Here is a 24,155-nt window from a genome sequence, read left to right as displayed (position 1 = left end):
TATAAAATTAATTATTGAATACGGTCGTTAAGAGCAACGTATCCTTGAACCTTTTTACCTTTGTAAAAACCACAAAATTTACATACAACATGCTGTTCGATCATTTGTGTACAATTTTTACATGAAACAAGGTTTGGCATTTCTAAAGCAGAGTGACTGTTTCTTTTGTGTTTACGTTGTTTAGATGTCTTTCTTTTTGGTACTATAGCCATTTTGGTCCCTCCTTATTGTGGTTTTTGTAAATGCTTTTTAATTATAACTGATAAATTTAATTTAGCGAGTAAATTTTTGAATTATTTAATCCTTAATTTGAAGAAACAACTCATCTAATTGATCTTGTTCAATATTTGAAGGAGCTTGGGTAAAAACATCTTGACTTTTAGCGTTTTTAGGGAATGCAATAACATCTCGAATTGTTTTATGTTTAGCTAAAATCATAGTTAAACGATCAATTCCAAGTCCAATTCCGCAGTGTGGTGGTACCCCATAATCTAAAGCTTTAAGAAAAAAACCAAATTTATTTTCTTGAGCTTGTTTGTCCATTCCGATAAGTTGAAACATTTTTTCTTGCATTTGTCTATCATAAATACGAGCAGAACCTGAACCAAGTTCAAATCCGTTTAAAACTAAATCATAACTTTTAGCTTTAAGCTCATTTTTTGGTAAAGTATCAATTTCTTCGAGTGTATTATCAAATTGAGTAAAAGGATGATGAGCTGCTGCCCATGTATTACTTTCTTTATCATATTCAAACATTGGTCAATCAATAATTCATGAGAAATTATATTCATCTCTTGCTCAATTGTATTTATCGTTTAATTCAACTCTTAGTGCTCCAAGTGCTTGAGAAGCGTTTTCGTATTCATTAGCAACAATAAAATATGTTCCGGTTTGTTTGTTGATTTGAGTGATTAATTTTTGGACTGAATTTGGTACTTTTTTAGCAAAATTTGTGTCTATAAGTTCACCATTTTTTATGGTGAAGTAGAATAAAATATTTGCTTTATTTTTCTTAGCGATTTCTTCCAATCCTTTAAAGTCTTTTTTAGTAATGATTTCATCAATTACAAGCAATCTTTTTGATGGAGCATTTTTAATGATTTCAAAATCTGAATCATTGCAAAAATCGTTAATATCAGTAATTTTATTTTCAAATCTTAAATCAGGCTTATCAGTTCCATAATCTCGCATGCAATCCTCAAATTTTAATTTTTTGAATGGAATTGTGATATTTACGTTCATTATTTTTTGCATGAAATGTTTGAATAAGTTTTCAATAATATTCATAAATGCTTGAACATCTAAAAAACTTGTTTCAATATCAAGTTGAGTAAATTCTGGTTGACGATCTTTACGTGAATCTTCATCTCGAAAACAACGAGCAAATTGATAGTATCTTTCAAATCCCGAAATCATTAATAATTGTTTGAATAATTGAGGAGATTGTGGTAATGCGAAAAACTCGTTTTTATTTCGAGTTGGTACTAAAAAATCTCTAGCACCCTCGGGAGTCGCTTTAGCAAGCATTGGAGTTTCAATTTCCATGAATTCATTAGAGTGCATGAATTCTCTAATTGCAAAAAACAAATCATTTTTGAGTTTTAGAGTTTTTTGCATAATTGGACGACGAAGATCTAAAAAACGATACTTTAAACGTAAATCTTCTTTAGTTTCTAAATCATCCTTAATGCTAAAAGGTAATTCGGCTGAAGATGATAAAACTTTGTATGATTGAACATTAATTTCAATTTCTCCAGTTTTTAAGCTTGGATTAGGATCTTTTCTTTTTACAACAGTTCCAGTTACTTCAAGAACACTTTCTTTTGAAAATGAAATAGGTTGATTAAATACTAACTGTGTAATTCCATACTTATCTCTTAAATCAACAAAATTCAACTCACCAAAACGTCTTTTATTTGCAACCCAACCATATAAAGTAACTTCCTTACCTTGATCAGAAATTCTTAATTGATTATTTTTAATAGTTTTATTCATAATTCCCTTTAAAATTCATCATCATATGGCATTAAAAGTTCTAAAAATTCATCATGTCCTCAAACAGTGTCAGAAAGATCAATTTTCTTTTTCTTGTTTGTACGCATATTTTTAAACACAACTACTCCAGGATTTGCGATTTTTGGATCTTCATAAATCATAAAACGAACATTTTGTTTTTTCGCCAATTCAAATAATTTTTTGCTTTTAGTTAACTCAGGAATAAAATTAATTTTAACACTTCCACCTTCAAAGTTAAAGTATAAATATAACTCATAAAGTTTTTCCAGTGTGCTCATTTTTTCCGAAGCACCCATTAAAACAAGTGGGTTTGGAACCCTTCCAATATTAGGTACAATCCGAGAATCTTCTATTTCTTCAGGTTCTTCTAATTCTGAACCTAAAAGGTCAATAAAGCGGTCAACTCCAAATCCAAACCCAACACTTGATATTTCTGGTCCGTTTAATTCAGCTATTAAATTTGAATATCTTCCTCCACCAATTAAGGTCGATTCGGTATCTTTATTTTTGTAGACAAACTCAAAAACAACTTCGTCATAATAATCTAATCCGCGTACTAAACTATGATCAACTACATAATCAATATTGTAAATATCTAGCAAGGATAGGGCAGTTTCAAAATATTTTTTTGATTTTTTTGAGTAAAAATCAGAAATTTTAGGAGCTTTTTTCATGAAAGGTAATTTAGAATCGACCTTATCATCTAAAATTCTTAATACGTTTTTTGATTCTAATCTCTCTTGGGAAATTTCACTAAGTTGATCCTTATACGGAATTAAAAATTCTCTTAAAGCTTCTTGGAATTTGCTTCGAGTTTGTTCATCTCCAATTGAATTAATGTGAAGTTCAATCTTATTTGCTTTTTGAAGAGCAAGAAAATCCAAGAAATATGAAGCAGTACAAATTACATGAACATCTCGTAGGGGAGCTTTAGGTCCGACAAACTCAACTCCAGCTTGATAAAATTGTCTATAGCGACCATTTTGTGGTCTTTCATAACGAAACATTGGACCGTGATAAGCAAATTTATCAATTTCGGTTTGTGCGTATCATTTATTAGCAATAAAAGCACGCACAAACGAAGCAGTACCTTCAGGTCTTAAAACAATTTCTCGTTCACTTTTATCTTTGAAAATGAACATTTCTTTTTGAACCATTTCGCTATTTTGGTTACTTCGTTGAAATAGTTCAGAATATTCAATAATTGGAGTCTCAATTAGCGAAAATCCAAAGTATTCAACTAAGTTTTCAAATAATGAAAGTACTTTTCTTTTTTTATTAAAATGATCAATTGAATAATCAATAGTTCCTTTAACTTTATTAATCATAAAACCTCTTTTTAAATAGTTAAACTATTTTAATTTTACATGATTTAAGTTTAATAATTACATAGAATTCAAATCCTCGAAAATAAGACAAAAATATGGTTAAGTTTCCATATTTTTTAAAAATATTTTATTATTTTTAATTGTTTGATTTTAAATAAAAAATATAATACAAATAATGAAAAAGTTTTTGAGTTTTAAGTTGTTAAGTGTTCTTTCTACTAGTGCAATAACTGTACCTGTTTCTGTGTCGTGTGAGACAACAGTTTCAGATACAAAAAATACCGATGCGCTAAATAAATCTATTGATCAAGCTATAAAGCAAATTCAAGATAATATTTCGAAATATATTGAGAAAAACAAGTCTAATACACCAGAAAATAAAATAGATGATACCCCTGAAAAAATCAATACACCAGTTCTTGAAAATCCAACCATAATATTTCCACCAATAAAAAAACCTTTAGATAATCAAACTAAACCAAGTGAAGGTAATGTTTTAATAACAAAACCTAAACATTCAAACCCAACACCAAATAATACTGACAATCCAATTGAGTCTAAACCTGGTTCTTCAAATACTAAAACCCCTCCAAAAATTCAAGGTACCGTTTCAAATGCTTCTACTCCTAAAAATACAAATAACAAAAAGCCTAACTCTCCACAAATTCAAGATGCTGAAGGATTAAAAATTGTTCATTGAAATATTTTAAATTATCCAAATTCGATAAAAAAGGACAATGAATTTAAGGTTTCTGTTATTAGTAAAGTTCTTTCTGAGATTGATCCAGATGTTATTGGTTTAACTGAAATTAATAATGGTAAATATCAATCAGTTAATTTAATAGTTGAAAAATTAAATTCACTTTCATCTCGTAAATATGTGATGATTTATCAACCTGAAAGTCAATATAATCAAAAATCTTCGGGTAATGTTCAAGAATCTGTAGTAATTTTATATGATAGTAATAAATTAGAACCTGTTTCTTTTAATCAAGGTGGTATTGGAAAATCGTTTAATCAAGAAATCCCTTACCCACTTAATAAACGTAAAACAACCACTACTTATGTGCGTCCTCCATTTGGTGTTATGTTTAATGTCAAAGGCACCCAAAGAAGCTTTACAACTATCTTTGATCATTTAGATTCTCCTGGTAAAAAGGAAGGTAAAGGAGATCAAGAAGGAGAAGTGAGTTTTACTGATTTAAAATACAATTTCCCAAAACATTTAAGTATCAGTAAAACAATGGGTTCTCAAGAAGGTGCTGAAGCATACAATCTTGATAAAGTCTTTAATTTTTTCAAACAAAGTGGTGCCCAAAACATTATTTTTGGTGGTGACACTAACATTAAAGCTAATCAAGGTGACATTTTCACTAATCTAATTACAGCAGGTTATTTAAACGGTTGAAGTGATGATTCTTCAGCAAGCACATCCTTACGAACACCTGGTAATATTCGGACAAATGTTGTTAATAGAGATTATAATGGTGCATATTCACAACCATATGATCGCATGTTTTTTGAAACTGCAAATTTAACTCAGGATGTTAAAAATCGCGATTTATTTAAGTATGATATTTTTAAAAACTATATGGAAAAAACTGAGTTTAAAAATTATGTAAACAGTGAATATAAACGAATTTGAGGTTCAACACTTAACACAGGAAATAAAACTGATAAAGCTTCTAATAGTATTTGATATGTGTTTAAAAATAAAGTCTCAGACCACTTACCAGTGTGATTATCGCTCAAGTTCAAGAAATAAAAACGCTTTTAAAAAGCGTTTTTTCTAACTATATTATCTTTTGCGAGCAAAAATCATAAGCACATAGTAGACAAGGAGAGCAAAATTAACAAATAAATCAACTCCACTTGAAAATGCTGATTTAAAGATTTGAGTATTATTAGTTACATCAATGTTTTCGGATTTTTGTAATAATTTTCTTCATCTAAAAAAAGTAGAGAAAGATAAAAAGACTGTGTAAAGCACTGGGATTGCAAAATCAATTATTCTATATCAACTTGAAGTTTGTTTTTCTTGAGTTGATAAAGTAAAGTATAAAACAATTGAAATTAATACTGTTATGATAATAATCGCAATCAAAAACATGATAACTTTACGAATTTGTGTTAAGTCTATTAAATCAAAGTATGATAACACACCAGTTACAATCATAATTAGTGCAGGAACTGCAAAAATAGTAATAATAACTTGATAACTAAGATTTCCGACTTGTCATAAATAAAATAAACCAACAGAAATTAAAAGAGGTAAAGTAATTTGGACTGCTAACCAATAGAAAAAGGTAATTAAAAGACCTTGTTGCCTTGAAAATCCATAACTCATAGATACAGCAAAATAAACTAAGGTCACAAATAACATAGCTACGTAAACTCAAAACATTGTGTCTGGGTAATAATAGTTAATCCAAGTTAAAAGAAAGAACTCTCCAATTGTTAGCAAGGAAAAAATTAAAATGCTCATAGCAAAAGTTAAAAAAGTATAAGCAAAATACTTTTTATGTTGTTGTGATAAATTAACAAACTCAATTTGATTGTTATTTTGTTTTGAAAAAAAGTTATTTAACATATTTTAAATTATATCTTTATTTATTGAGTAAATAAGGTTTTTAATTAAGTAAAATTAGTTAATTGTAATATCTTCAAAATTAATAATTCCATCGTTAGATAGTGGGAATTGGTAATAATTTTGGACAATAAGCTTTGATAAACTTTTTGAATTATCAATGTTTTGAACATCAAAAGGAAGCGGAATTAGATTATTTAATTCATTAATTAAATCAATTTGAGTTTTAAGATCCTTAGTGTCAATAATTTCAAGAGCTCTTTGCAAATTAAAATCAATTGATTTTAAAATTGGGAATTGATTAAATGCATATTGGGAATTTAAATATACATTTGTTATAGGGTTTGTTCAAATAAAGTTAATGAAACTTTCAAGTGAATTATTTGCATATTCAAAGGTTTGATATGAAACCAAATAATTGTTTTGCTTCAAGTCTTGTTCATTAGTTACATGTAAATTAACCTTTAAGTTCGGAGAGATAGTGTTTAATAAATCTACATAATATCCATATAAACTATTTTCGCGTTCAGATGCACTTTCTAAAATCGGAACATCAAAAATAAATTGTTCATTAGAATTATTTAAAGATTGATTAATGATTACATTTAGTTCTTTTTTAATTTGTTCAAATGCAATACTAGGGAATGATTTATTAAAATCTAAAACTTTATCTTTGTGAAAATAATCATTTCTTAAATTAAAGTAATTAAATTTTTCGTGCTTATTTTGTGAGTATAAATAAACATCCTGGAGATTAATTTGGTTATATGCATCACTTAAAGTAGTAATGTTACTTTGTTCATTAGTGTTATTACTAAGTTTAGTGAGTGGAAGAGCAAGCGAATTTCAATAATATTCATTATCTAAGTATATAGCTTTAGCAAAAAGCGAATAAATTCTACTGAGATAATAACGGAATAAATATGCATTTTGATTATTTTGAAAGTAAAAATTTTTAAAAGTTTGGTTGAAATGGTCTGTTTTTTGTGGGTCAAATGAATTTGTAAAGTAAAATTTTTGATTAATTTGTAAATTATTGTTTTTAAAAATTTCTCTTAATCCATATTGACTTGAACGGTTTAAAATATCATCTTTTTGAATATTATTAAAAATCGCAAATGAAGCTTCGGAAATTAGATTTTGACGAAACGAACGCAATTGTTGAATTCTAAAAGTTTCAATATCTAAAGGAGTAGGATTATATTTAAGTGAAATTTGTTCAATTGTATTCAAAGCTTGATTAAATTTATTATCAGCAGAAAATTTATTTTTTATTAATTTAATTAAATTAATTTGGTTAGTATCAGGGAGGTATTTAGAAACGTATAATTGGTCTTTATAATTACTTTTATGCACATTTAACGATGGAACAGGATTGAAAATCATATCTTCCATTAATTCATTTTTAATAAAATCATCAGCTAACTTTTTAGTTGATTTTATTATTAACTCATTATCTTTAGAACTTAATTCTACACCATAATTTTTAACAAAACCTTGCTTAATTTGTGGAGTTAAGTTATTCAAAAGATCTTGAGCTGATAATTTAATTTGACTTTTTTGACCATTATATTTTGAATAATAAACATTATCTTTGATTGTAAAAGTTATAGTATTTGCTCTTTTTATGTTGCTTCAAAAATCATTATGATTAATTGAAGTAATGTCTTTGGAAAAAAGATTTACAATATATTGGTTTGAAAGTTCATTGTTATTAATAAAATTATCATTTGTATAAGTTAATGAAGTACCATTTTCAAACTCTAATTTGACTGAAGAAGCTAAGTAAAATGATAGACGATTTTTTGAAGATTGAGTAATAACATTATTAACCTTATCAACGATAAGATTATCAAAAGAATTGTATTTTAATAAAGGTGCAAAAAGAGCTTTTTCTATATCATTTTCAAACTTTTTATGCTCAAAAATCGGAATAATTCCGTTTGCGTATGTATTTGGATAATTATAATTTCGCACATAGTTTTGTCTATCCTTAATTTGTGAAGGTGATGTACACGCAACTAAAAAAGGAGTTATTAAAACTGGACAAAATAATCAAAAAAATTTCTTATGTTTCATTAATTCCTATCTATTTCAAAAGTTTTGAGCAATTTTGTTTGCGATTAATTTTAATAAAATAATAAATAAAATCGAAATTGTAAATGTACAAACAAACAATCCAATATTTGATGGATTATCAATTATTTGCTTGTATAAATTTCCGATATTTGAATACTGATAAATATTTTTAATATTAAAAAAAGCAAGCGAAGCAAGTGCAATTAATCCTAATGATAATTGCTCAGCTAAGAGTGGTAAACAAGTAAAAAAATTAACTTTTACAATGCGATAAATAATTTTTCATGAACTTAATCCTAGTACTTTATACGCAACAATGTATTGTTTTTGGACAATAATCACAGTATTATTGTACGCAAAGTAAAAAATAGGGAAAAAACCAATTAAACCTAAAATTACAACAGCATTAATAAATGAATATCCAGTTAAACTAAAAATAATAATATTAAGAAACAAAAAGGGAATAATCATAAAAACACTAATCATTCAAAAAGAGATTTTCGAAGTTTTACCTTGGTAAAAGTATCCTAAAATTGTCCCGATATAAATTCCTAAAACACCCTGAATTAGTGCAGATAATAACAATATTAAAAAGGTTAACGAAAATGAATTCAGTAAAATTGCAAAATTATCAACCCCATTTTGATTAGTACCAAGTAAATAGAACAATCTTAAACCAGTAATAGATTCAATGACTTGGTACGGATTATAAGTGATTGTGTAAGTTGATTGATAGTTTTTAATATCATCTAGCTTAATAACTCCTTGATTTTGGAGTTTGAATAAATAATCAGTAAATGCTCCCTTATCAAAGGTTTTGCTAGTTATTGGACCAAGCGAGGAAGGGAGATTGTAAGTTAAAAAACTATCATGTACTGGAGTATAACTGGAATTTGGATATGCTAAATTTGTGATTCAAATACTCAAAAGCAAAACGAACAATACAATAATTAAAGTTAAATTGAGCTTGTTTTTTATGAATTTTTTTCAGAGCGAATAGTTTAATTTTTTTATTTGTTCAAAGTTTTGTTTAGGAGCATTATCAAACGAAACAAAAGTAAATTTATTACGCATTCTTTCTCCTTTTGAAATTAAAAATACTCTTATAAATATTATCTTTATAAACAGGATTAGCTCAGATTAAAATCATTTCAATGAGTAATTGAAAAACAATAATTGAAATAACGGTTGAAAAAATAAAGTACAGAATTAAGAAAATTTCCCCTTGATTAAATGCATTAATTAAAATGATACTTTGACCTTGTAATTGAAACACTCTTTCCACAATTATTGAGTACGAAAGCACAAAAGAATATAATACACTTATTGAAGAAGCAAAATTCACAAAGCTATTTTTGAACACATGAGCAAAGAAAATTTTTATTTCACTTTCTCCCTTGGCTCGAGCAAATTTAATATATGTTTGTTGTAATACTTGACTAGTCGATTCTTTGACTTTAAGTGTAAAAAAAGAAGCGCAAACAATAAAAATAAGTAAATTAGGAAAAAACAAACTTTGAATGACTGATCCAAAATCATATTCACCTGGTTCAATAATTAACGAAGGTCAATTAATTTGCTCAGAATAAATAATTAAAACCGGAGCAAGAATAAAAATTGGAAGCGAAGAAAATAAATACAAAGTAGCGACAATAAAATTATCTAAATACTTATTTTTAACATAAGCACTTAAACTTCCTAAAAGCATTCCAAAAAGAAGACAAACCACAAATGAAGGGATAATTAAGAGCAAACTCTTGCTGAAATAAAAGTTATAAAAATATGAAACATTATCAAAAGAATTAACATTGTTGTGGTTGATAATTCAGCCAAATTTAAAACTAAAAATCGATCCAAGATAAGAAAAATAATTGCTTAATATATTACCAACCGGTTGAATAATAAAAGACAAAATAAAAAATGAAAGACTTAGCACTAAAAATAAAGAAACAAGTCCTCATAATCCTTTTTTTAGTACTATGTTTAATGCTTTCATTTGATCTTTCTACAAAAAAACCGCTTTGAGGCGATCTTTATTTTTGAGCAATGTTTTCTTTTTCAATTACCTCTTCAATTGCTTTTAAAGCAGCTTCTTCGTCAACTCCATCAACTTTAAATGTGACTTCAGCTCCGCTTTTTACACCTAAAGCCATTACATTCATAATTGATTTTAAATTAGCTTCTTTTGCTCCGTGAACAAGTTTAATATTTGACGAGAATTTAGTTGCAGTTGTTACTAAGTTTGAAGCTGGACGCGCGTGTAAACCAATAGGATCGGTAATTGTAACTGTTAATTCTTTCATAAGTATCCTTACTTTAAAAATGTTTATTTTGAATTAATAAATTATAGCAAATTTATACCTTCTTTTATTAAAGTATCATTTTTTATTAATTCAGAAAAGAAAAAGTGGATTTATCCAATAAAATGGTATTATTTATTTAAAATATTTCAAGGAGCAATTTATGGGAGTTTTAACAATTTTATTAATTATTATTTCATTCTTTATTATTGTCATTTCATTATTAATGTCACCAGATTCAAATGGTTTTTCTGGTGCTTTAGTGGGTTCAGGTGATTTGGAATTATTTAAAGTATCCAAAGAAAGAGGGGTTAAGAAAATTCTAAAATATTCAATGATGACCTTAGGAGCAATTTTGCTTATTGGTTCGATTATTGTTAGAGTTTATTTTAAGTAAAAATGAAGATTGAAGATATATATAAATTTATAAAAAACTCTAAAAGCAAAAGTTTTCTTGAAATAGCACGCTTTTTTAAAATTAGACCTAAAGATAACCATGAATTAAATAAAATTCTGGGAGTGTTACAAAAAGATTGCAAGGTTTTTCGAAATGAAAAGGATGAATATTATGCTCCTGAATTAATTTTAACTACTTCAGGAGTTTTTTTTGCTTCACCCAAAGGGAATTATGGTTTTGTTGATTATGATATTGACGAAGAAAACAAAACTAAAAAAAGTGTTTTTATTAAATCATTTAATTTTAATGGAGCGATTACCAATGATATTGTGCAGGTAAATATTTACGTTAATCCTCATGATGAGCATAATTTAACTTATGGAGTAATTACTCACGTTTTAGAGCGTAAAAACGATTCAATTATTGGATTTATCAAACAAAAAAATAATACCTTTTATTTTTTACCAACCGATTTAAGATTTAAAAATTGTACTTGAGCATTAATGCCTTCAAGCACTGAATATAAATTAAATGACCTAGTGCTTGCGAAAATTCTTAAATATGAAGGTAAAAATGTTTTTATTGCAGTAGATAAGGTGATTACCAATGAAGCCGATCCAATGGTTTTTGTTAAAGCCTACTTAGAATCAATTAAATCACCAGATGGTTTTCCTGAATCCTTAGCACAAGAAATTGCTCATATTCCTGATGATATTTACAATGAGGATTTATCAGGTCGCATTGACTTAAGAAATGAACTCATTGTAACAATTGATGGTGAGGATACTAAAGACTTTGATGATGCAATAAATGTGCAAAAACTTCCAAATGGAAATTGAAAACTAGGCGTTTATATTGCAGATGTTTCTTATTATGTTAAAGAAGATACTTTACTTGATCGTGAAGCACTCTCAAGAGGAACTAGTACTTATTTAGTTGATCGCGTCATCCCAATGTTACCTGAAAAACTCTCAAATGGAATTTGCTCACTTAACCCAGATCAAGATCGTTTTGTACTTGCTTGTGAAGTGGAAATTGATCAAAATGGTCAAAATATTAATAGCAAAATTTTTCCTGCAATTATTAATAGTAAATTCAGATTAACTTATAAAAAAGTAAACTATTTTTACCAAAATGGTTTTATCGATACGACTAATCATAGCGAATTAAGTGAAGATTTGACAAATATGCTCAATCAAGCTAAAGAATTAAGTTTAATCATTCATGCTTGAAAAATGAAGCAAGGATACATTGACTTTGAAATTGATGAACCCAAAATTAAACTTGATGAGCACGGTTTTGTAAGCGATATTATCATTAACAAACGGGGATTTAGTGAAGTGCTAATTGAAGATTTTATGGTGCGAGCAAATGAAACAGTAGCTCAAACACTTTTTAATGCTCAACTACCACTTTTATATCGGGTACATGAAATTCCTAACGAAGAGAAATTAAGCATCCTTGCAAATTCACTTGAAGTAGTTAATTTACCAACTCCAGAATTTAAACATTATCAAATCACTCCTAAATTATTTGCTGATTTTGTTGAACAGGTTAAAAGTAATCGTGATGATGATTTTGTTAAATTACTCTTTCTACGAACCATGCAAAAGGCTATTTATTCACACAATAATATTAAACACTTTGGACTAGCAAGCGATTTTTATTGTCATTTTACTTCACCAATCCGTCGTTATCCAGATTTGGTCATTCACCGCATTATTCGAGACTATATTATTGATAGAAAACCACTTGATCTTGAAAAATTGACTGCCAAATTAGAACATTTTGCCACCCTTAATACTGCAAGCGAACAAAAAGCAGTTCAAGTAGAAAGAAAAGTGAATGATTTAAAGTTCGCTGAATATTTAAAAGGAAAAATCGGACAAAGCTATAAAGCTCAAATTTTTAGTGTGTTAAATTTTGGATTTTTTGTTGAATTTGACTTTAAAGCAAGTGGTTTAGTACATAAAAGCAATTTATTTGATGGAGATTTTGAAGTTAATGAGAATTCAACTAAGTTAGTTTCAAAAAATAAAATATACACCATTGGAGATATTGTTGAAGTTACCGTGATTAATGTTGATTTAGTTGAAGGAAAAGTAGACTGTGTGCTAACTGACCAATATGAGCAATATTTAAATAAACTCAAAAAGGACAAGCAAGAACGTGATAAAAGAATTGCCAAAAAAGTTCTCAAATAGAAAGCTAATTAAAAATTCACTCGGGTTTGACGCAAATTTATGAGTTTACCAAGACAAGGATATGTTCAATTATTCAGTTGACACAATTTTGCTTGGTAATTTTATTTATTTAAATCCAAGAATCACTCGTGCTCTTGAAATTGGAACTAACAATGGAGCTCTCTCAATTTTTGTCGCTTCACGAAGTGAGTGCCTAAAAATTGATGCTCTTGAAATTCAAGCTTCAGCTGCACAACTTGCACAATTTAACGTACAAGAAAATAATTTGCAGGAACAAATAAATGTCATTCATGCAGATTTTAATGATTTTTATCAACAATTAACTCAAAAAGTCGCCCCCAAATATCAAAGCATTTTTTGTAACCCTCCTTTTTATCACTTTGATAAAACCAAAGTTTCACAAAAAGTTTCTAGCGAAAAACTTATTGCAACCCATGAAATTAAATTAACCCTTGAACAACTCATTAAAGGATGTTCCAAGATTATTGAACAAAAAGGATTTTTAACCTTAGTAATGCCTATTGAACGGTTAGTTGATCTTTTTGAATTATTAAGAAAATATAAATTCGAACCGAAAAGAATTCAATTTATTTACACAAGAATTCAAGATAAAGCTAAATTTGTGCTTTTAGAAGCCCGTTATCAAGCTGGTTGAGGTTCGCACTTTTTACCTAATTTATATTTACATGATCATAACAATAAAAATGATCATGAATATTTACCTGAAATTAAAGCATTGTATAAACCGATTAAAATTTAGGAGCTTATATGTCAAAAACTTTTTTTATTACAACTCCAATTTATTATGCCAGCGGAAATTTACATATTGGACACTTGTATACTACTACATTAGCTTGGGTAATTGCTAATTACAAAAAGCTCAATGGATATGATGTTAAATTTTTAACCGGAAGTGATGAGCATGGTTTAAAAATTCAACAAAAAGCTCTTCAAGCAAATAAAACCCCACAACAATATGTTGATGAATTATGTGTTCAATACCAAAAAATGTGGAACGATTTTGGAATTGAATATGATTTTTATTCTCGAACTACTAATCAGCAACATAAGCAAAAGGTTCAAACAATTTTTAATTATTTCTTAGAAAAAGGATTTATTTACAAGGGTTCATACCAAGGTTTATATTCGGTTAGTGATGAAGAATTTTTAACTTCAACACAAGCAATAGAACGAAATGGAAAATATTATCATCCAACTAGCAATCATGAATTAGAGTGAGTTTCTGAAGAAAGTTATTTTTTCAAAATGCGTATGTTTGAGCAATGGCTTTTAGAATACATTGACTCAAATAAAGATTTTGTTGCACCAGAAAAAATTAAAAGCGAAATTAAGAATAATTTTTTGCTCAAAGGACTTGAAGATTTGTCGCTTTCACGAACAAATGTGCAATGAGGAATCAAGATTGATAAAGATCCTAAACACACCTTATACGTGTGATTAGATGCATTATGCAACTATATTACTGCTCTTGGTTATGAACCGTTTTCATCAAACCAAAGTGAGAACTTTGAAAAATATTGAGTAAACGAAAACGCACAAATTGTGCATATAATCGGGAAAGAAATTGCTCGTTTTCACGTGATTTATTGACCTATTTTTCTTAGAGCGTTAAATATTAAACAACCAAGCAAAATTCAATCACACGGTTGAATTATTACTCCTACTGGAAAAATGTCTAAATCTAAAAACAATGTCATTGATCCTTATGATTTATTGAGTAAATATCACAGAGAAATGATTAAATATTTTTTTGTTAGTCAAATCAGTTTGGGAGAAGATGGCATTTTTGATGAAAAAAGATTTATTGACACAATTAATGCTGATTTAGTTAATAATTTTGGTAATTTAGTATCACGAACTTTAAAAATGATTAGTAATAGTTTTGATCAACCTTTAGTTTATCAAATAACAGAAAATGAGCTTGATCAACAAATTGAAACACAAATATTAAGTTCACTAAATTCTTATCAAGAGTATTTTGAGAATTTTCAAACTGATAAAGCTTTAAAAGTAGCAATAAATTTATCAAGTGAACTAAACAAATATATTGATCTTACTCAACCTTGAACTCTAAAAGAAGATTTACCTAGATTAGAACAAATTTTAATTAGACTTTTAAACGGAATTTATGCAGTGAATACTTATTTAAGTGTTGTTTTAAAAGAAAAATCACAAGAAGTATTACAAGCTTTAAACCTATCAGAAATAAACTTAGAATTAATCAGTGATTTTAGCAAGTTTGATAAAGTTCAAACATTAAATTCAATTATTTTATTCAATCGGATTAAATAATTTTTCTATATTAAAAGCAAGTTTTACAGGAACGCAAAAAATAATTTTTTACATTAAACTTGCAAATTATGTGCTAAAATATGAAAGAGTTTTATTATTTAAAATAAAACATATATAAACTAAACGCATAAATGTAATTGTGGATTCGCTTGGGTGTGCTCTAATAATTTGAGTGCTAGGTGTTAGAAGCAATTATCAATCAATAACAAACTAAAAGGACAATATGGACAACAAAGAAAACAAAGAAAGTAAAAAAACTGTTGCTGAAAAGCCAGTTAAACCACAAAATCCTATCGTTTCAAAAGATAAACTTTTAGAAGCTGGAGCTTACTTTGGACACAAAGTGAAAGATTGAAATCCAAAAATGAAAGAATACTTAGTTCCTAATAAAAGAAACAAGGGTTCTCACATTATTGATTTAACTAAAACCCAAAAATATTTAGAATTTGCTTATTCATTAGTAAATAAATTAGCTTCAAAAAACGCTTCATTTATTTTTGTTGGGACTAAAAAACAAGCTAAAAAAGCAATCCAAGAAGCTGCTCAAAGAGTTGGAGCACATTATGTTTCAGAAAGATGACTTGGTGGGACATTAACTAACAATCGTACCATTATGTCAAGTGTAAAAACAATGGATGAACTTGAAGCTAAAAAAGCACAAGGATACAAAGGTTACACTAAAAAAGAAGCTCTTGAGTTTGATAAAAAATTAGAAAAACTTCATAAAAACCTTGATGGGATTAAAAATATGAAGTCATTACCACAAATTATGATTGTGGCTGACCCAATCGAGGATGCAATTGCGGTTAAAGAAGCAAGAAGAAAGAAAATCAAAGTTATTTCACTTCTTGATTCAAACGCAAATCCAGATTCGGTTGATTTTGGAATTCCTGCAAATGATGATTCTGCAAAATCAATTACACTTATTATCACAATTTTAGCTGATGCAATTGCTAAAGCTCAAAACAAAGAACAACTTTATGCATACCAACCAGATGAAAAAGTTGTTTTACCAGAATTTCAACCTAAAAAAGTTGAAGAAGTAGTTAGTTCAAACTAATTAAAAATATTAAAGATACACAAAAATAGCACTAAGGAGTAATCATGGCTGATTCAAAATTAGAAAAAATTAAAGAATTAAGAGCAAGAACTAATTCTGCTCTTGTTGATGTACGTAAAGCTCTTGAAGCAACCAACTATAATATGGATGCTGCAATTGCCTGGTTAAAGGAAAATGGAATTGTTAAAGCGGCCAAAAAAGCAGGTCGCATTGCCGCTGAAGGTGTTGTAAATGCTTATGGTAATGAAAAGAATGCAATTCTTGTTGAAGTTAACTCAGAAACTGACTTTGTGGTTAAGAACGAAAAATTTATGAAGTTAGTTAGCGAAATTACTCCTGCTATTTTTAATGCCGGAGCTCGGAATCTTGAAGAAGCATTATCAGTTAAATTAAATGATGGTCAAACAGTTAACGAAGCTCTTATTGATGCTACCGCTGTAATTGGAGAAAAGATTTCTCTTAGACGGATTATGAATATTAATGCTTCAAATGATCAAGTTTTAGGAATTTATGTTCATACAAATAACCAAGTTGCAGCTGTTGTGGTTGTAAATGGTAAAAATGTTGAAGCAGCTAGAAATGTTGCAATGCATGTTTCTGCAATGAACCCAGAATATACCCTTGCTTCAGAAGTACCGACTGAAAGAATGGAAGAAATTCAAAATGGTCTAGAAAAACCATTGGATTTTGATAAAAAAACATTACAAGTCCAAGAAAAGATTTTAGAAGGTCAATTAAACAAACAATTATCAGAGTTTGTATTAGAAAAACAACCTTTTGTTATGGATGATGGGGTAACTGTAGCTAAATACTTAGCTAACAGTTCAAGTTCTTTAGTAAAATCAATTAGATTTGAAGTTGGAGAAGGAATTGAAAAAGCTCAATCTAACTTTGCTGAAGAAGTAGCTGCTGCTGCAAATTTAAAATAAAATTATAATTTTTATTTGATGACTAAATAAATTCTTAAAACAAGAGTTTATTTAGTCATCTTTTTATTATTTTTCAATAATCAATTATTAGCTTTCAAGTTGATTGTAAATTGTGGATATTTGTTTTATTGTATTTTGAATTTTTTGCTCTAAATAATCAAACTTCTTACTCTCTAATGTAATAAAAGAATGTTTATTTTCAATTAGTTGATTGATTAGTAATTGAAAAGTATTTTGCTGCTCAGTTGTTAAATTTAAGGTTTTGCTAATTAATTCAAAATTAAATTCACTCTTTAAAAAATTAATAATAGAAGTTTGCTCCAAAACAGAAGCTTTAGATTTCAATAATTCGCTTTGGTCATTTTTTAGGGTTTGAATTTGAGTCTTTAAATCATTAAATAAATTGATTTTTTCAACTATTTCACTAGCTTTTTGTTCGGATAAAAGATCAATATCTTCATAGACATAAAATGTATAGTCTTTGATGAAGTTTTGTGCTAAAGAAATTCTTTTACGCTCAATTTGTGTGAGCGAACGGAGATTTTGCTCCATTTGTAAAAGCACAGATTTAAGTTTGATTAAATTTAAAATTAAATTAATAAAACTTTTATTAAGTATTTCTAAATTTTCTTGATTTAATGAATCATCTTGCTCACCAAAGTTAGTTTGTTGATTAAATTCATTTAAATAATTTGTTATGTAATTATTTGCTAATTCAAAATAATGAATATTCACTGAATTTATTAATGTTTCATTTTGTTTTCGAAATGCTTTAACAAAATGATTAATAATTTCAACAATACTAGTAATTTTAATTTTAGAAACAATTTTGTCATCATTAGAATCAAAATTGTTCAAAGCATTTTCATCACCTAAAATTGTAGTAATTAAGTATTCAGAAATTGTTTTATCATTGTAAATAACGTCTCAAATATCTTGATTATTATAAAAATCATTTAATAACAAATCGTTTTTAATGAGATCGTAACGAAAAGCGATTTTTCGAAAATTATCTGAGTTTTCAAGTGCTGATGATTTAAATTTATCAAATACACTTAAAACATCCACTGTTTGCTTAATTTGTGGATCTTGATTAATTGGATTTGATTTTGGTGGAGAGTCTACTCCTTCTTGTTCTCCACCTTGTTCTGGATTTTGTTCTTGTGATTCTGGATTACCAGATTCCTGTTTCTTTTGATTAATAGTTTTTGTTTTTTGACTGAGAAAATAATAAACTCCTCCTCCAATTACAGCAGCAAAACTTAACCCAAACAAAGCTATTTTTCAATATTTAAACAGAATTTTTTTCATAACACTTAAGTAATAAAAAAAATTATGTTTAAAAAGAAAAAAATATGCACTTTTCAAATATTTTTAAGTGCATATTCGTTCTAATATTATACTATTTCACCACTAGAAATATGCGAATATTGTGGTAAAATACACTTATATATTTAATATATATAAAGAAAGGCGACTATGAAATTAAAAAGAAAATTAACATTATTGCAGAAAACGCTTTTGGCTGTTTCTACAATTCTTGTTGGTACGGGTATTACCGTTGGTTCAATGCTTGGATACGCCTCAAACTCTGATGAAGTTAAAGGTTCATATTCAGCATTTAACAAAAATCTTTTCAAAAATGATTATAGTTCAATTAGAGACGATAAGGGAAACTTAGAAGCTAAGATTTCAATCGTTGACCCATTAAAAACCAAAGAAATTGGTGGAATGTCTGAAGATGGTTCACAATATTGATTTTTAAGTAACCCAAATCAAAAAATGAACTTTACTGAATTTTTTAGTGCTTACTATGAAAAATATCAAGAAAGCTTTATTCAACAAGTTACATATGGTTCATTTAACTTTTATAATGAATATGTACTTGCAGTTAAACCTGAAAAATTCTTAGAATTTACCAAGTGATTTATCGATAATGTTGCTTGAGGGCCAGATCTTTTAACACTAGATAGCTTTAGAATTGTTCCTGGTGTTGAAAGAAACGGGAACTCAATTGTTTTAGGAAGTCACGCAACTCTACACAAAGAATCAAGTGAAATTAAATTCTTCCCAGATGGTTTCTTTGGAGTTGCTCCGATTTATTCAAGTGCGGGTGGAGAAGGTAATGCTAAAGATTCATTAACTGAACCTGTATTTGCTTCACCAGTGAACAAATATCAGGCTGATGGTGTATTAAAAAATTTAGTAAATATGTCAATTCTTAAAAATGCTAAGAATCTTTTAGATTCTCAAGGTGTTGCTCTTTATGCAAATGAAAATTTAAGAAGTTTTAAAAATATTTTCTTTGTTGGAAAACTTAAAGGACAAAAAGTAAAACTTCTTATTAACAAAAACAATATTAATGAACTTAAAGAATATAACGAGAAACTAACAGAATACGACCAAAGCAAAAGAAGAGCTGGTAATTTACCAAAACCTAAACAAACAAAATTTGAAAATCTTGTTTTTCCAGTGAATGTAACCGAGCAAGAATTTAAAGACAAACTTAAAGAATTTGGTGATAAATATAAAGATTATTCATATTCAGATTTAGTTGAGTACACCATTACTCAAGCACGTACCGGAACTGAAAAAGGTGCTGATGATAACAATTCTCCAAATGCAACATTTTTAGCTTTAAATGTAAAAAATGATAATGATGAACTAGCTGTTTCATTCTTTGATTCAGAAACAAGTCCTGCTCAATACTATGCTGAACAAGTCCTAGAAAAAATGGTAAATTCATCGCTTAAGAACTTCCTTGACTTTTATGACATAGATCAGTACTTAAACAAAAAAGTGTACTTATACGAAGATAAAAACACTAATATCAAAACCTATTACTCAAGCTCAGTTGAAGCTAGAAATAGCGAAGATAAATTTGATGAGTCTAAATTAAGTGAACTTACTATTGAAAACTTCCAAGTGGAAAATAAAGTTCTTTCAATTACTTTTAAAGATAAAGATAATAATCCAAGAGTTGAAAAATTTGATGCAAATCAAGCTGATCAAGAATTTCCTTTATTTAGTTCATTTAAATATGCTATTGGTTATGCCGGAGCAATTGTTCCTAGAACTATGACCTCTACTCCTGAAGATTTAAATGCTAAAGATAAAAAAGGAGAACCTTTAAAAGGACTTGATTCAAGAAAATTCCAATTTTACACTGACTCATATAATGGACTTTTAGACCAAATCTCGAGAAAATTTCCATTCTTACTCAAAAAACAGAATGGACCTCACTTGGTTAAAACCATTGACCAAAATGGTGTGTACCAATATGAAATTCAAGAAGGTGATTATTCAGCTTTTTCAGTTGATGATAACATTGGAATTCCGCTTATTTTAGCTAATAGTGTGAAAAACTTCCAAGGAATTTCAACTGATTTCCTTAAATATGTTGGAACACACGAATATGGACACCACTATACATTAGAAAAATCAACAGCTATTGACGAAAAAGATAGTGCTGTTTTAGTTGGTGGAATTAATGTTAGAGGTGGAGCTAATGATAGTTCATACTACTCATTCAAAGCTTTAGAAAACTACATTAAGGCTAGAACTAATCTTTTGGTGCGTAGAGTGGATGCTCTTGGAAACCCAGATCCTAGAGGAACCTTTACACAATTTGGATACATTAAAAACGATGGAACTCAAACTAGATGAGAAACTTACGAAGATGTTTGAGGATCAAAAAGTGACAAAATTATAGACACTGTTAAAAATCCAGACCGTAGATTCATTCAAACTTTTGACGGACTCAAAGCAAGTGCACAAAAGAGAAATATTCGTCTTGGAGATTTGTTCCTTGCTAACTCATTAGATTCAAATTCAGGAACATTAAATCCATTTATTTTCGGAAAAGGAAAAGCAATTACCACTGAAAACGGACAAACCATCTTTAAAACCGTTTCACTTCCTGAAATGTTTTCACAATTTAAAGACGGAATGGGAAATCCTTTAAGTTTAAGCGGGACAATTATACGTGGTGGAACTGAAAGAGTTGAACAAATTGCTTCATTACATTTCTTTGATAGTCAAGTTGATAAGGATGGTAAATTAGTAGTTACTAAATTTAACATTTTTAACAAAGATGGTTCTCCAGTTATTAAAGTACCATTAAATCAACCTTTAAGCGAACAAGAAGAAAAATATTTAAAAACTAAAACAAAGCAAATTGATAGAAATATTTTAAGAATCTATAACTTAGATGATTTTGATTCAGGATGAAATACCCCTACAACATCAGTTAGTGGAAAACCTTCGCTATTTTGAAATAACTTAGTTGCTGATCCGATTAAACCTAAATCCTTCTTTGAAAGTGTTCTTTATCGTTCAGATGATGAGGAAAATGAATTTAATCCAAATTTAAATGGAATTGACGGAGGGCCAGATGATCCATCTCCAAAACCATTTAATAAAGACAGGAAATCAAATCTTTATTATGCAATCGACAGCACAACTAGCAATTATGATGTGCTTCACAAAATGTATTTGTCAACCTTCTGAGGAAAAAAAGAACGTGAAGGAGCAAAATTTTCAGGAACTGGAGAAGCTTGATTCTATCAGAATAAAGTTTTCTCAATTGTAGACAAGAGCAAAAATCAAAAACATAACTATGTTTTTCCTTCAGGACATAATTATGGTCTATCTAAGGCTATGGCTTCCAAATCAAACCCAGGACTTGATTCTTTGTTTAAGAGATTTTTAAGAAGAAACATTGATGGAAGCTTGTTACAATTATCAGTTGCTACCACAATGGACCTTGCGTTTGTTTTCGATGATGATAAGACATCATTAAATGATAAATTGAGAGTCTTTCTTGGATTTGATGAACATGACAAACCAATTCTTAATTATAGCAAAATCAATAAAGTATCAAAAATAGGATATAACTACTTTTCAGAAACTCTTGCTGATATACCTAACACCAAACTTGATCAATCTCTTGCTAGCACAATCAGTTTGATTAGTGTAAACAATAAACAAATCCCTGTATTTAATAATTTTGAAGATTTCATGGAATTTGGTTCAGTAGATTATTCTAAAGCGACATATTCAGGTGATGATCAAAGAGAAGCTTACAACTGAAATATAGATTATGTTAAAACTAAATTCGATCTTGATAAATTTAAAGCTCAAATTCTTAAAGAACCTCAAACACGACAAAGAAATTTCATTGTTCAAAATGAACAAACTCTTGCAAATGAAGCAATGAAAAGATTTATTCATTCAGGATTATTTATATCAATTAAAGAGTTTAAACTTAAAGATCTTGAACAAAATAAAGCAATTTTTAGTGTTGATTACGGAATAGATTTTTACTTACCAGCTTTTAGAAGAAGTTATGTTCGTACCACAGCTCCTTTAGAAAACTTTCAATTTAACGCTAAAAAATTAGTTGAATATTTACCTTCACTTATGGACACTTACTTTAAGATACTTGAACCAGGTAAATATCCTGAAGATTCAACTCAAAAAGCTGTTGAAAACCTTTCTCTGAACGATTTATTCGTACTATTAGGTTTAGTATATTACCTTGAACCAGATAGTGATGATTACAGTAAATATGCTGATAACAGTTTTGAAAGATTTAAAAGATATATAGTTGCCGAAATGACCGATGGAACTCCTACTAGAGATGCTCAGAATTATTTTGCAACTAAAAACGAACCACAATTAGCAGATAAATTCACTGACTATGTCTACACAATGCCTGAAACATTAACTAGAGATTATGTACAAACTACATTTGTACCTTCAAATCAAAATTTTGGTAATTTACCAAGTTATCTATCAAACGTTAATGAACGAAACACTGGATTAGATTTTATTAATGATATGTCTGAACTAGAAGTTTGAAAAGAACGTACAATTAAAAAAGAAGATATGGTTAATCCAATCTTATTTACATTGGAAAGAACTAGCGATTCAAAAGATTATTTTGCTCAAAGATCAAAAATTCAACAAAAATTTCAAGATTTCCTCGAGGATGTTGAACAAAGAATGAGTGAATTTATCAAAACCAAACCACAAGGAACAAATATCACTCAAGCTCAAATAGATACATATATCTTTGGTTTAAACCAACTCCAAAATGAGAAAAAAGCCTTTGAAACACAAAGAGATAAAGAATTGGCAGAATTGTTGAAAATTTATAACTATGATTTAGACGAAAGTAATTTAGAGCTCCAAAGTAGAATTGACTCTTCATACTTTGGAAAATTAGATGTTAAAAACAATGGATATTTTAAAGACAGATGAGAAAAAGAGACCATTGGAACTAACTTATATGATCCAAAAACTGGAGAAGCAGTACATGATGATAGCATTCGTTTATTAGATTTAAACGGACAAAAAGTTACCTCACGTCCAAGAGCATTCTTCTTATCTCAACTATATAACTTTGGACTCGGGGATCGAACTGTTTCAGGACTTTATAGAAACAAAAAATTTGATGCACTAGCGCTTTATGGGTATGTTAAAAATGAAGATGCAGCTAAAATTAAACAACTTAAATTCACTAATATTGATACTGGAGAAGTCAAATACCTTGATGTAAACATTGCTAAAACCAACAATATTTTCTACCTTAAAAAACAAGGTGATGCTTCACCTGAAAACAAGGTAACTCTTGCTGATGAAGGGTACAGTACCTGAATTTCAGATTATGCATTAATGGGTAAATATCGTGATGGATTATTATTCCCAGGATACGCATACACAATTGATTTTGTTGATGCAAATAAAAAAGTACTTACTGATGCAAATGGTAAATCATTATTCACTTTAGGAACAGGAAAAAGTCTTTCAGAAAATGGGAAAGACCAAGATAATGCACCAATTAAAATCGTTGCTAAAGGTTTAGACAAAAACAACAAAGAAATTGATAAAGCTACAATTTACGTAGACTTACAATTTAACGTTATTAGATAATATAGG

17 protein-coding genes are annotated in these 24,155 nt (G+C 28.4%); 8 read left to right on the top strand and 9 right to left on the bottom strand.

The features are described from left to right. Positions 1–11 precede the first annotated feature (11 nt). The 3 genes from rpmF to hisS form a co-directional block, all read right to left on the bottom strand. Complete coding sequence (gene rpmF, locus AC1RP9_RS02810; protein WP_257043314.1) at positions 12–212, bottom strand: 50S ribosomal protein L32; 201 nt, start codon at positions 210–212, stop codon at positions 12–14. An 85-nt stretch (positions 213–297) separates the two neighbouring features. After that, a complete protein-coding gene (gene aspS / locus AC1RP9_RS02805) occupies positions 298–1,995 on the bottom strand; it encodes an aspartate--tRNA ligase (protein ID WP_481821964.1) in 1,698 nt (565 codons plus the stop codon). Between the two features lie 8 nt (positions 1,996–2,003). Continuing rightward, positions 2,004–3,344 carry a histidine--tRNA ligase gene (gene hisS / locus AC1RP9_RS02800; protein ID WP_481821962.1) on the bottom strand — a complete coding sequence of 447 codons (1,341 nt, stop codon included), beginning with the start codon at positions 3,342–3,344 and terminating at the stop codon, positions 2,004–2,006. 175 nt (positions 3,345–3,519) lie between these two features. Here hisS and AC1RP9_RS02795 point away from each other — a divergent pair, with 175 nt between their 5' ends. Then, positions 3,520–5,109, top strand: a complete 1,590-nt coding sequence (locus tag AC1RP9_RS02795; RefSeq protein ID WP_481821960.1) for an MnuA family membrane nuclease — start codon at positions 3,520–3,522, stop codon at positions 5,107–5,109. Between the two features lie 33 nt (positions 5,110–5,142). Here the strand turns inward: AC1RP9_RS02795 and AC1RP9_RS02790 are convergent, their stop codons facing one another. The 5 genes from AC1RP9_RS02790 to AC1RP9_RS02770 are packed head-to-tail and all read right to left on the bottom strand — an operon-like array spanning position 5,143 to position 10,313. Further along, on the bottom strand, positions 5,143–5,934 hold the full coding sequence (locus tag AC1RP9_RS02790) for an MAG0110 family membrane protein (protein ID WP_481821958.1): 792 nt from the start codon (positions 5,932–5,934) through the stop codon (positions 5,143–5,145). Positions 5,935–5,988: 54 nt separating this feature from the next. Next, positions 5,989–8,010 carry an OppA family ABC transporter substrate-binding lipoprotein gene (locus tag AC1RP9_RS02785; protein ID WP_481821956.1) on the bottom strand — a complete coding sequence of 674 codons (2,022 nt, stop codon included), beginning with the start codon at positions 8,008–8,010 and terminating at the stop codon, positions 5,989–5,991. 6 nt (positions 8,011–8,016) lie between these two features. Next, positions 8,017–9,084: an ABC transporter permease gene (locus AC1RP9_RS02780; protein WP_481821954.1), complete on the bottom strand. Its 1,068-nt coding sequence runs from the start codon at positions 9,082–9,084 to the stop codon at positions 8,017–8,019. Further along, a complete protein-coding gene (locus AC1RP9_RS02775; RefSeq protein ID WP_481821952.1) occupies positions 9,077–10,006 on the bottom strand; it encodes an ABC transporter permease subunit in 930 nt (309 codons plus the stop codon). The genes AC1RP9_RS02780 and AC1RP9_RS02775 overlap by 8 nt, the downstream gene beginning before the upstream one ends. Before the next feature lie 37 nt (positions 10,007–10,043). Then, positions 10,044–10,313, bottom strand: coding sequence for an HPr family phosphocarrier protein (locus AC1RP9_RS02770; RefSeq protein WP_481821950.1), 270 nt, complete (start codon positions 10,311–10,313; stop codon positions 10,044–10,046). Between the two features lie 160 nt (positions 10,314–10,473). Here AC1RP9_RS02770 and secG point away from each other — a divergent pair, with 160 nt between their 5' ends. The 6 genes from secG to tsf all read left to right on the top strand — a co-directional run bounded on the left by secG (position 10,474) and on the right by tsf (position 17,213). Continuing rightward, a complete protein-coding gene (secG, locus tag AC1RP9_RS02765; protein WP_481821948.1) occupies positions 10,474–10,707 on the top strand; it encodes a preprotein translocase subunit SecG in 234 nt (77 codons plus the stop codon). Between the two features lie 2 nt (positions 10,708–10,709). Next, entirely contained in the window at positions 10,710–12,911 is a 2,202-nt protein-coding gene (rnr, locus tag AC1RP9_RS02760; RefSeq protein ID WP_481821946.1) for a ribonuclease R, read from the top strand. Next, complete coding sequence (locus AC1RP9_RS02755) at positions 12,877–13,671, top strand: tRNA1(Val) (adenine(37)-N6)-methyltransferase (RefSeq protein WP_481821944.1); 795 nt, start codon at positions 12,877–12,879, stop codon at positions 13,669–13,671. The genes rnr and AC1RP9_RS02755 overlap by 35 nt, the downstream gene beginning before the upstream one ends. Positions 13,672–13,679: 8 nt before the next feature. Beyond that, positions 13,680–15,224: a methionine--tRNA ligase gene (gene metG, locus AC1RP9_RS02750; RefSeq protein ID WP_481821942.1), complete on the top strand. Its 1,545-nt coding sequence runs from the start codon at positions 13,680–13,682 to the stop codon at positions 15,222–15,224. Between the two features lie 223 nt (positions 15,225–15,447). After that, complete coding sequence (gene rpsB, locus AC1RP9_RS02745; protein ID WP_481821940.1) at positions 15,448–16,284, top strand: 30S ribosomal protein S2; 837 nt, start codon at positions 15,448–15,450, stop codon at positions 16,282–16,284. A 44-nt stretch (positions 16,285–16,328) separates the two neighbouring features. Continuing rightward, on the top strand, positions 16,329–17,213 hold the full coding sequence (gene tsf / locus AC1RP9_RS02740) for a translation elongation factor Ts (RefSeq protein ID WP_481821938.1): 885 nt from the start codon (positions 16,329–16,331) through the stop codon (positions 17,211–17,213). Positions 17,214–17,300: 87 nt separating this feature from the next. Here the strand turns inward: tsf and AC1RP9_RS02735 are convergent, their stop codons facing one another. Continuing rightward, the gene (locus AC1RP9_RS02735) at positions 17,301–18,524 is read right to left on the bottom strand and encodes a hypothetical protein (RefSeq protein WP_481821936.1); all 1,224 of its coding nucleotides are present in this window, start codon (positions 18,522–18,524) and stop codon (positions 17,301–17,303) included. 168 nt (positions 18,525–18,692) lie between these two features. Between AC1RP9_RS02735 and AC1RP9_RS02730 the strand changes: the two genes are divergently transcribed. Then, on the top strand, positions 18,693–24,149 hold the full coding sequence (locus tag AC1RP9_RS02730) for a PDxFFG protein (protein WP_481821935.1): 5,457 nt from the start codon (positions 18,693–18,695) through the stop codon (positions 24,147–24,149). Positions 24,150–24,155 lie beyond the last annotated feature (6 nt).

The sequence above is a fragment of the Mycoplasma sp. 3686h genome (genome assembly GCF_056781225.1).
This window is presented reverse-complemented; position numbering and strand designations above follow the sequence as displayed.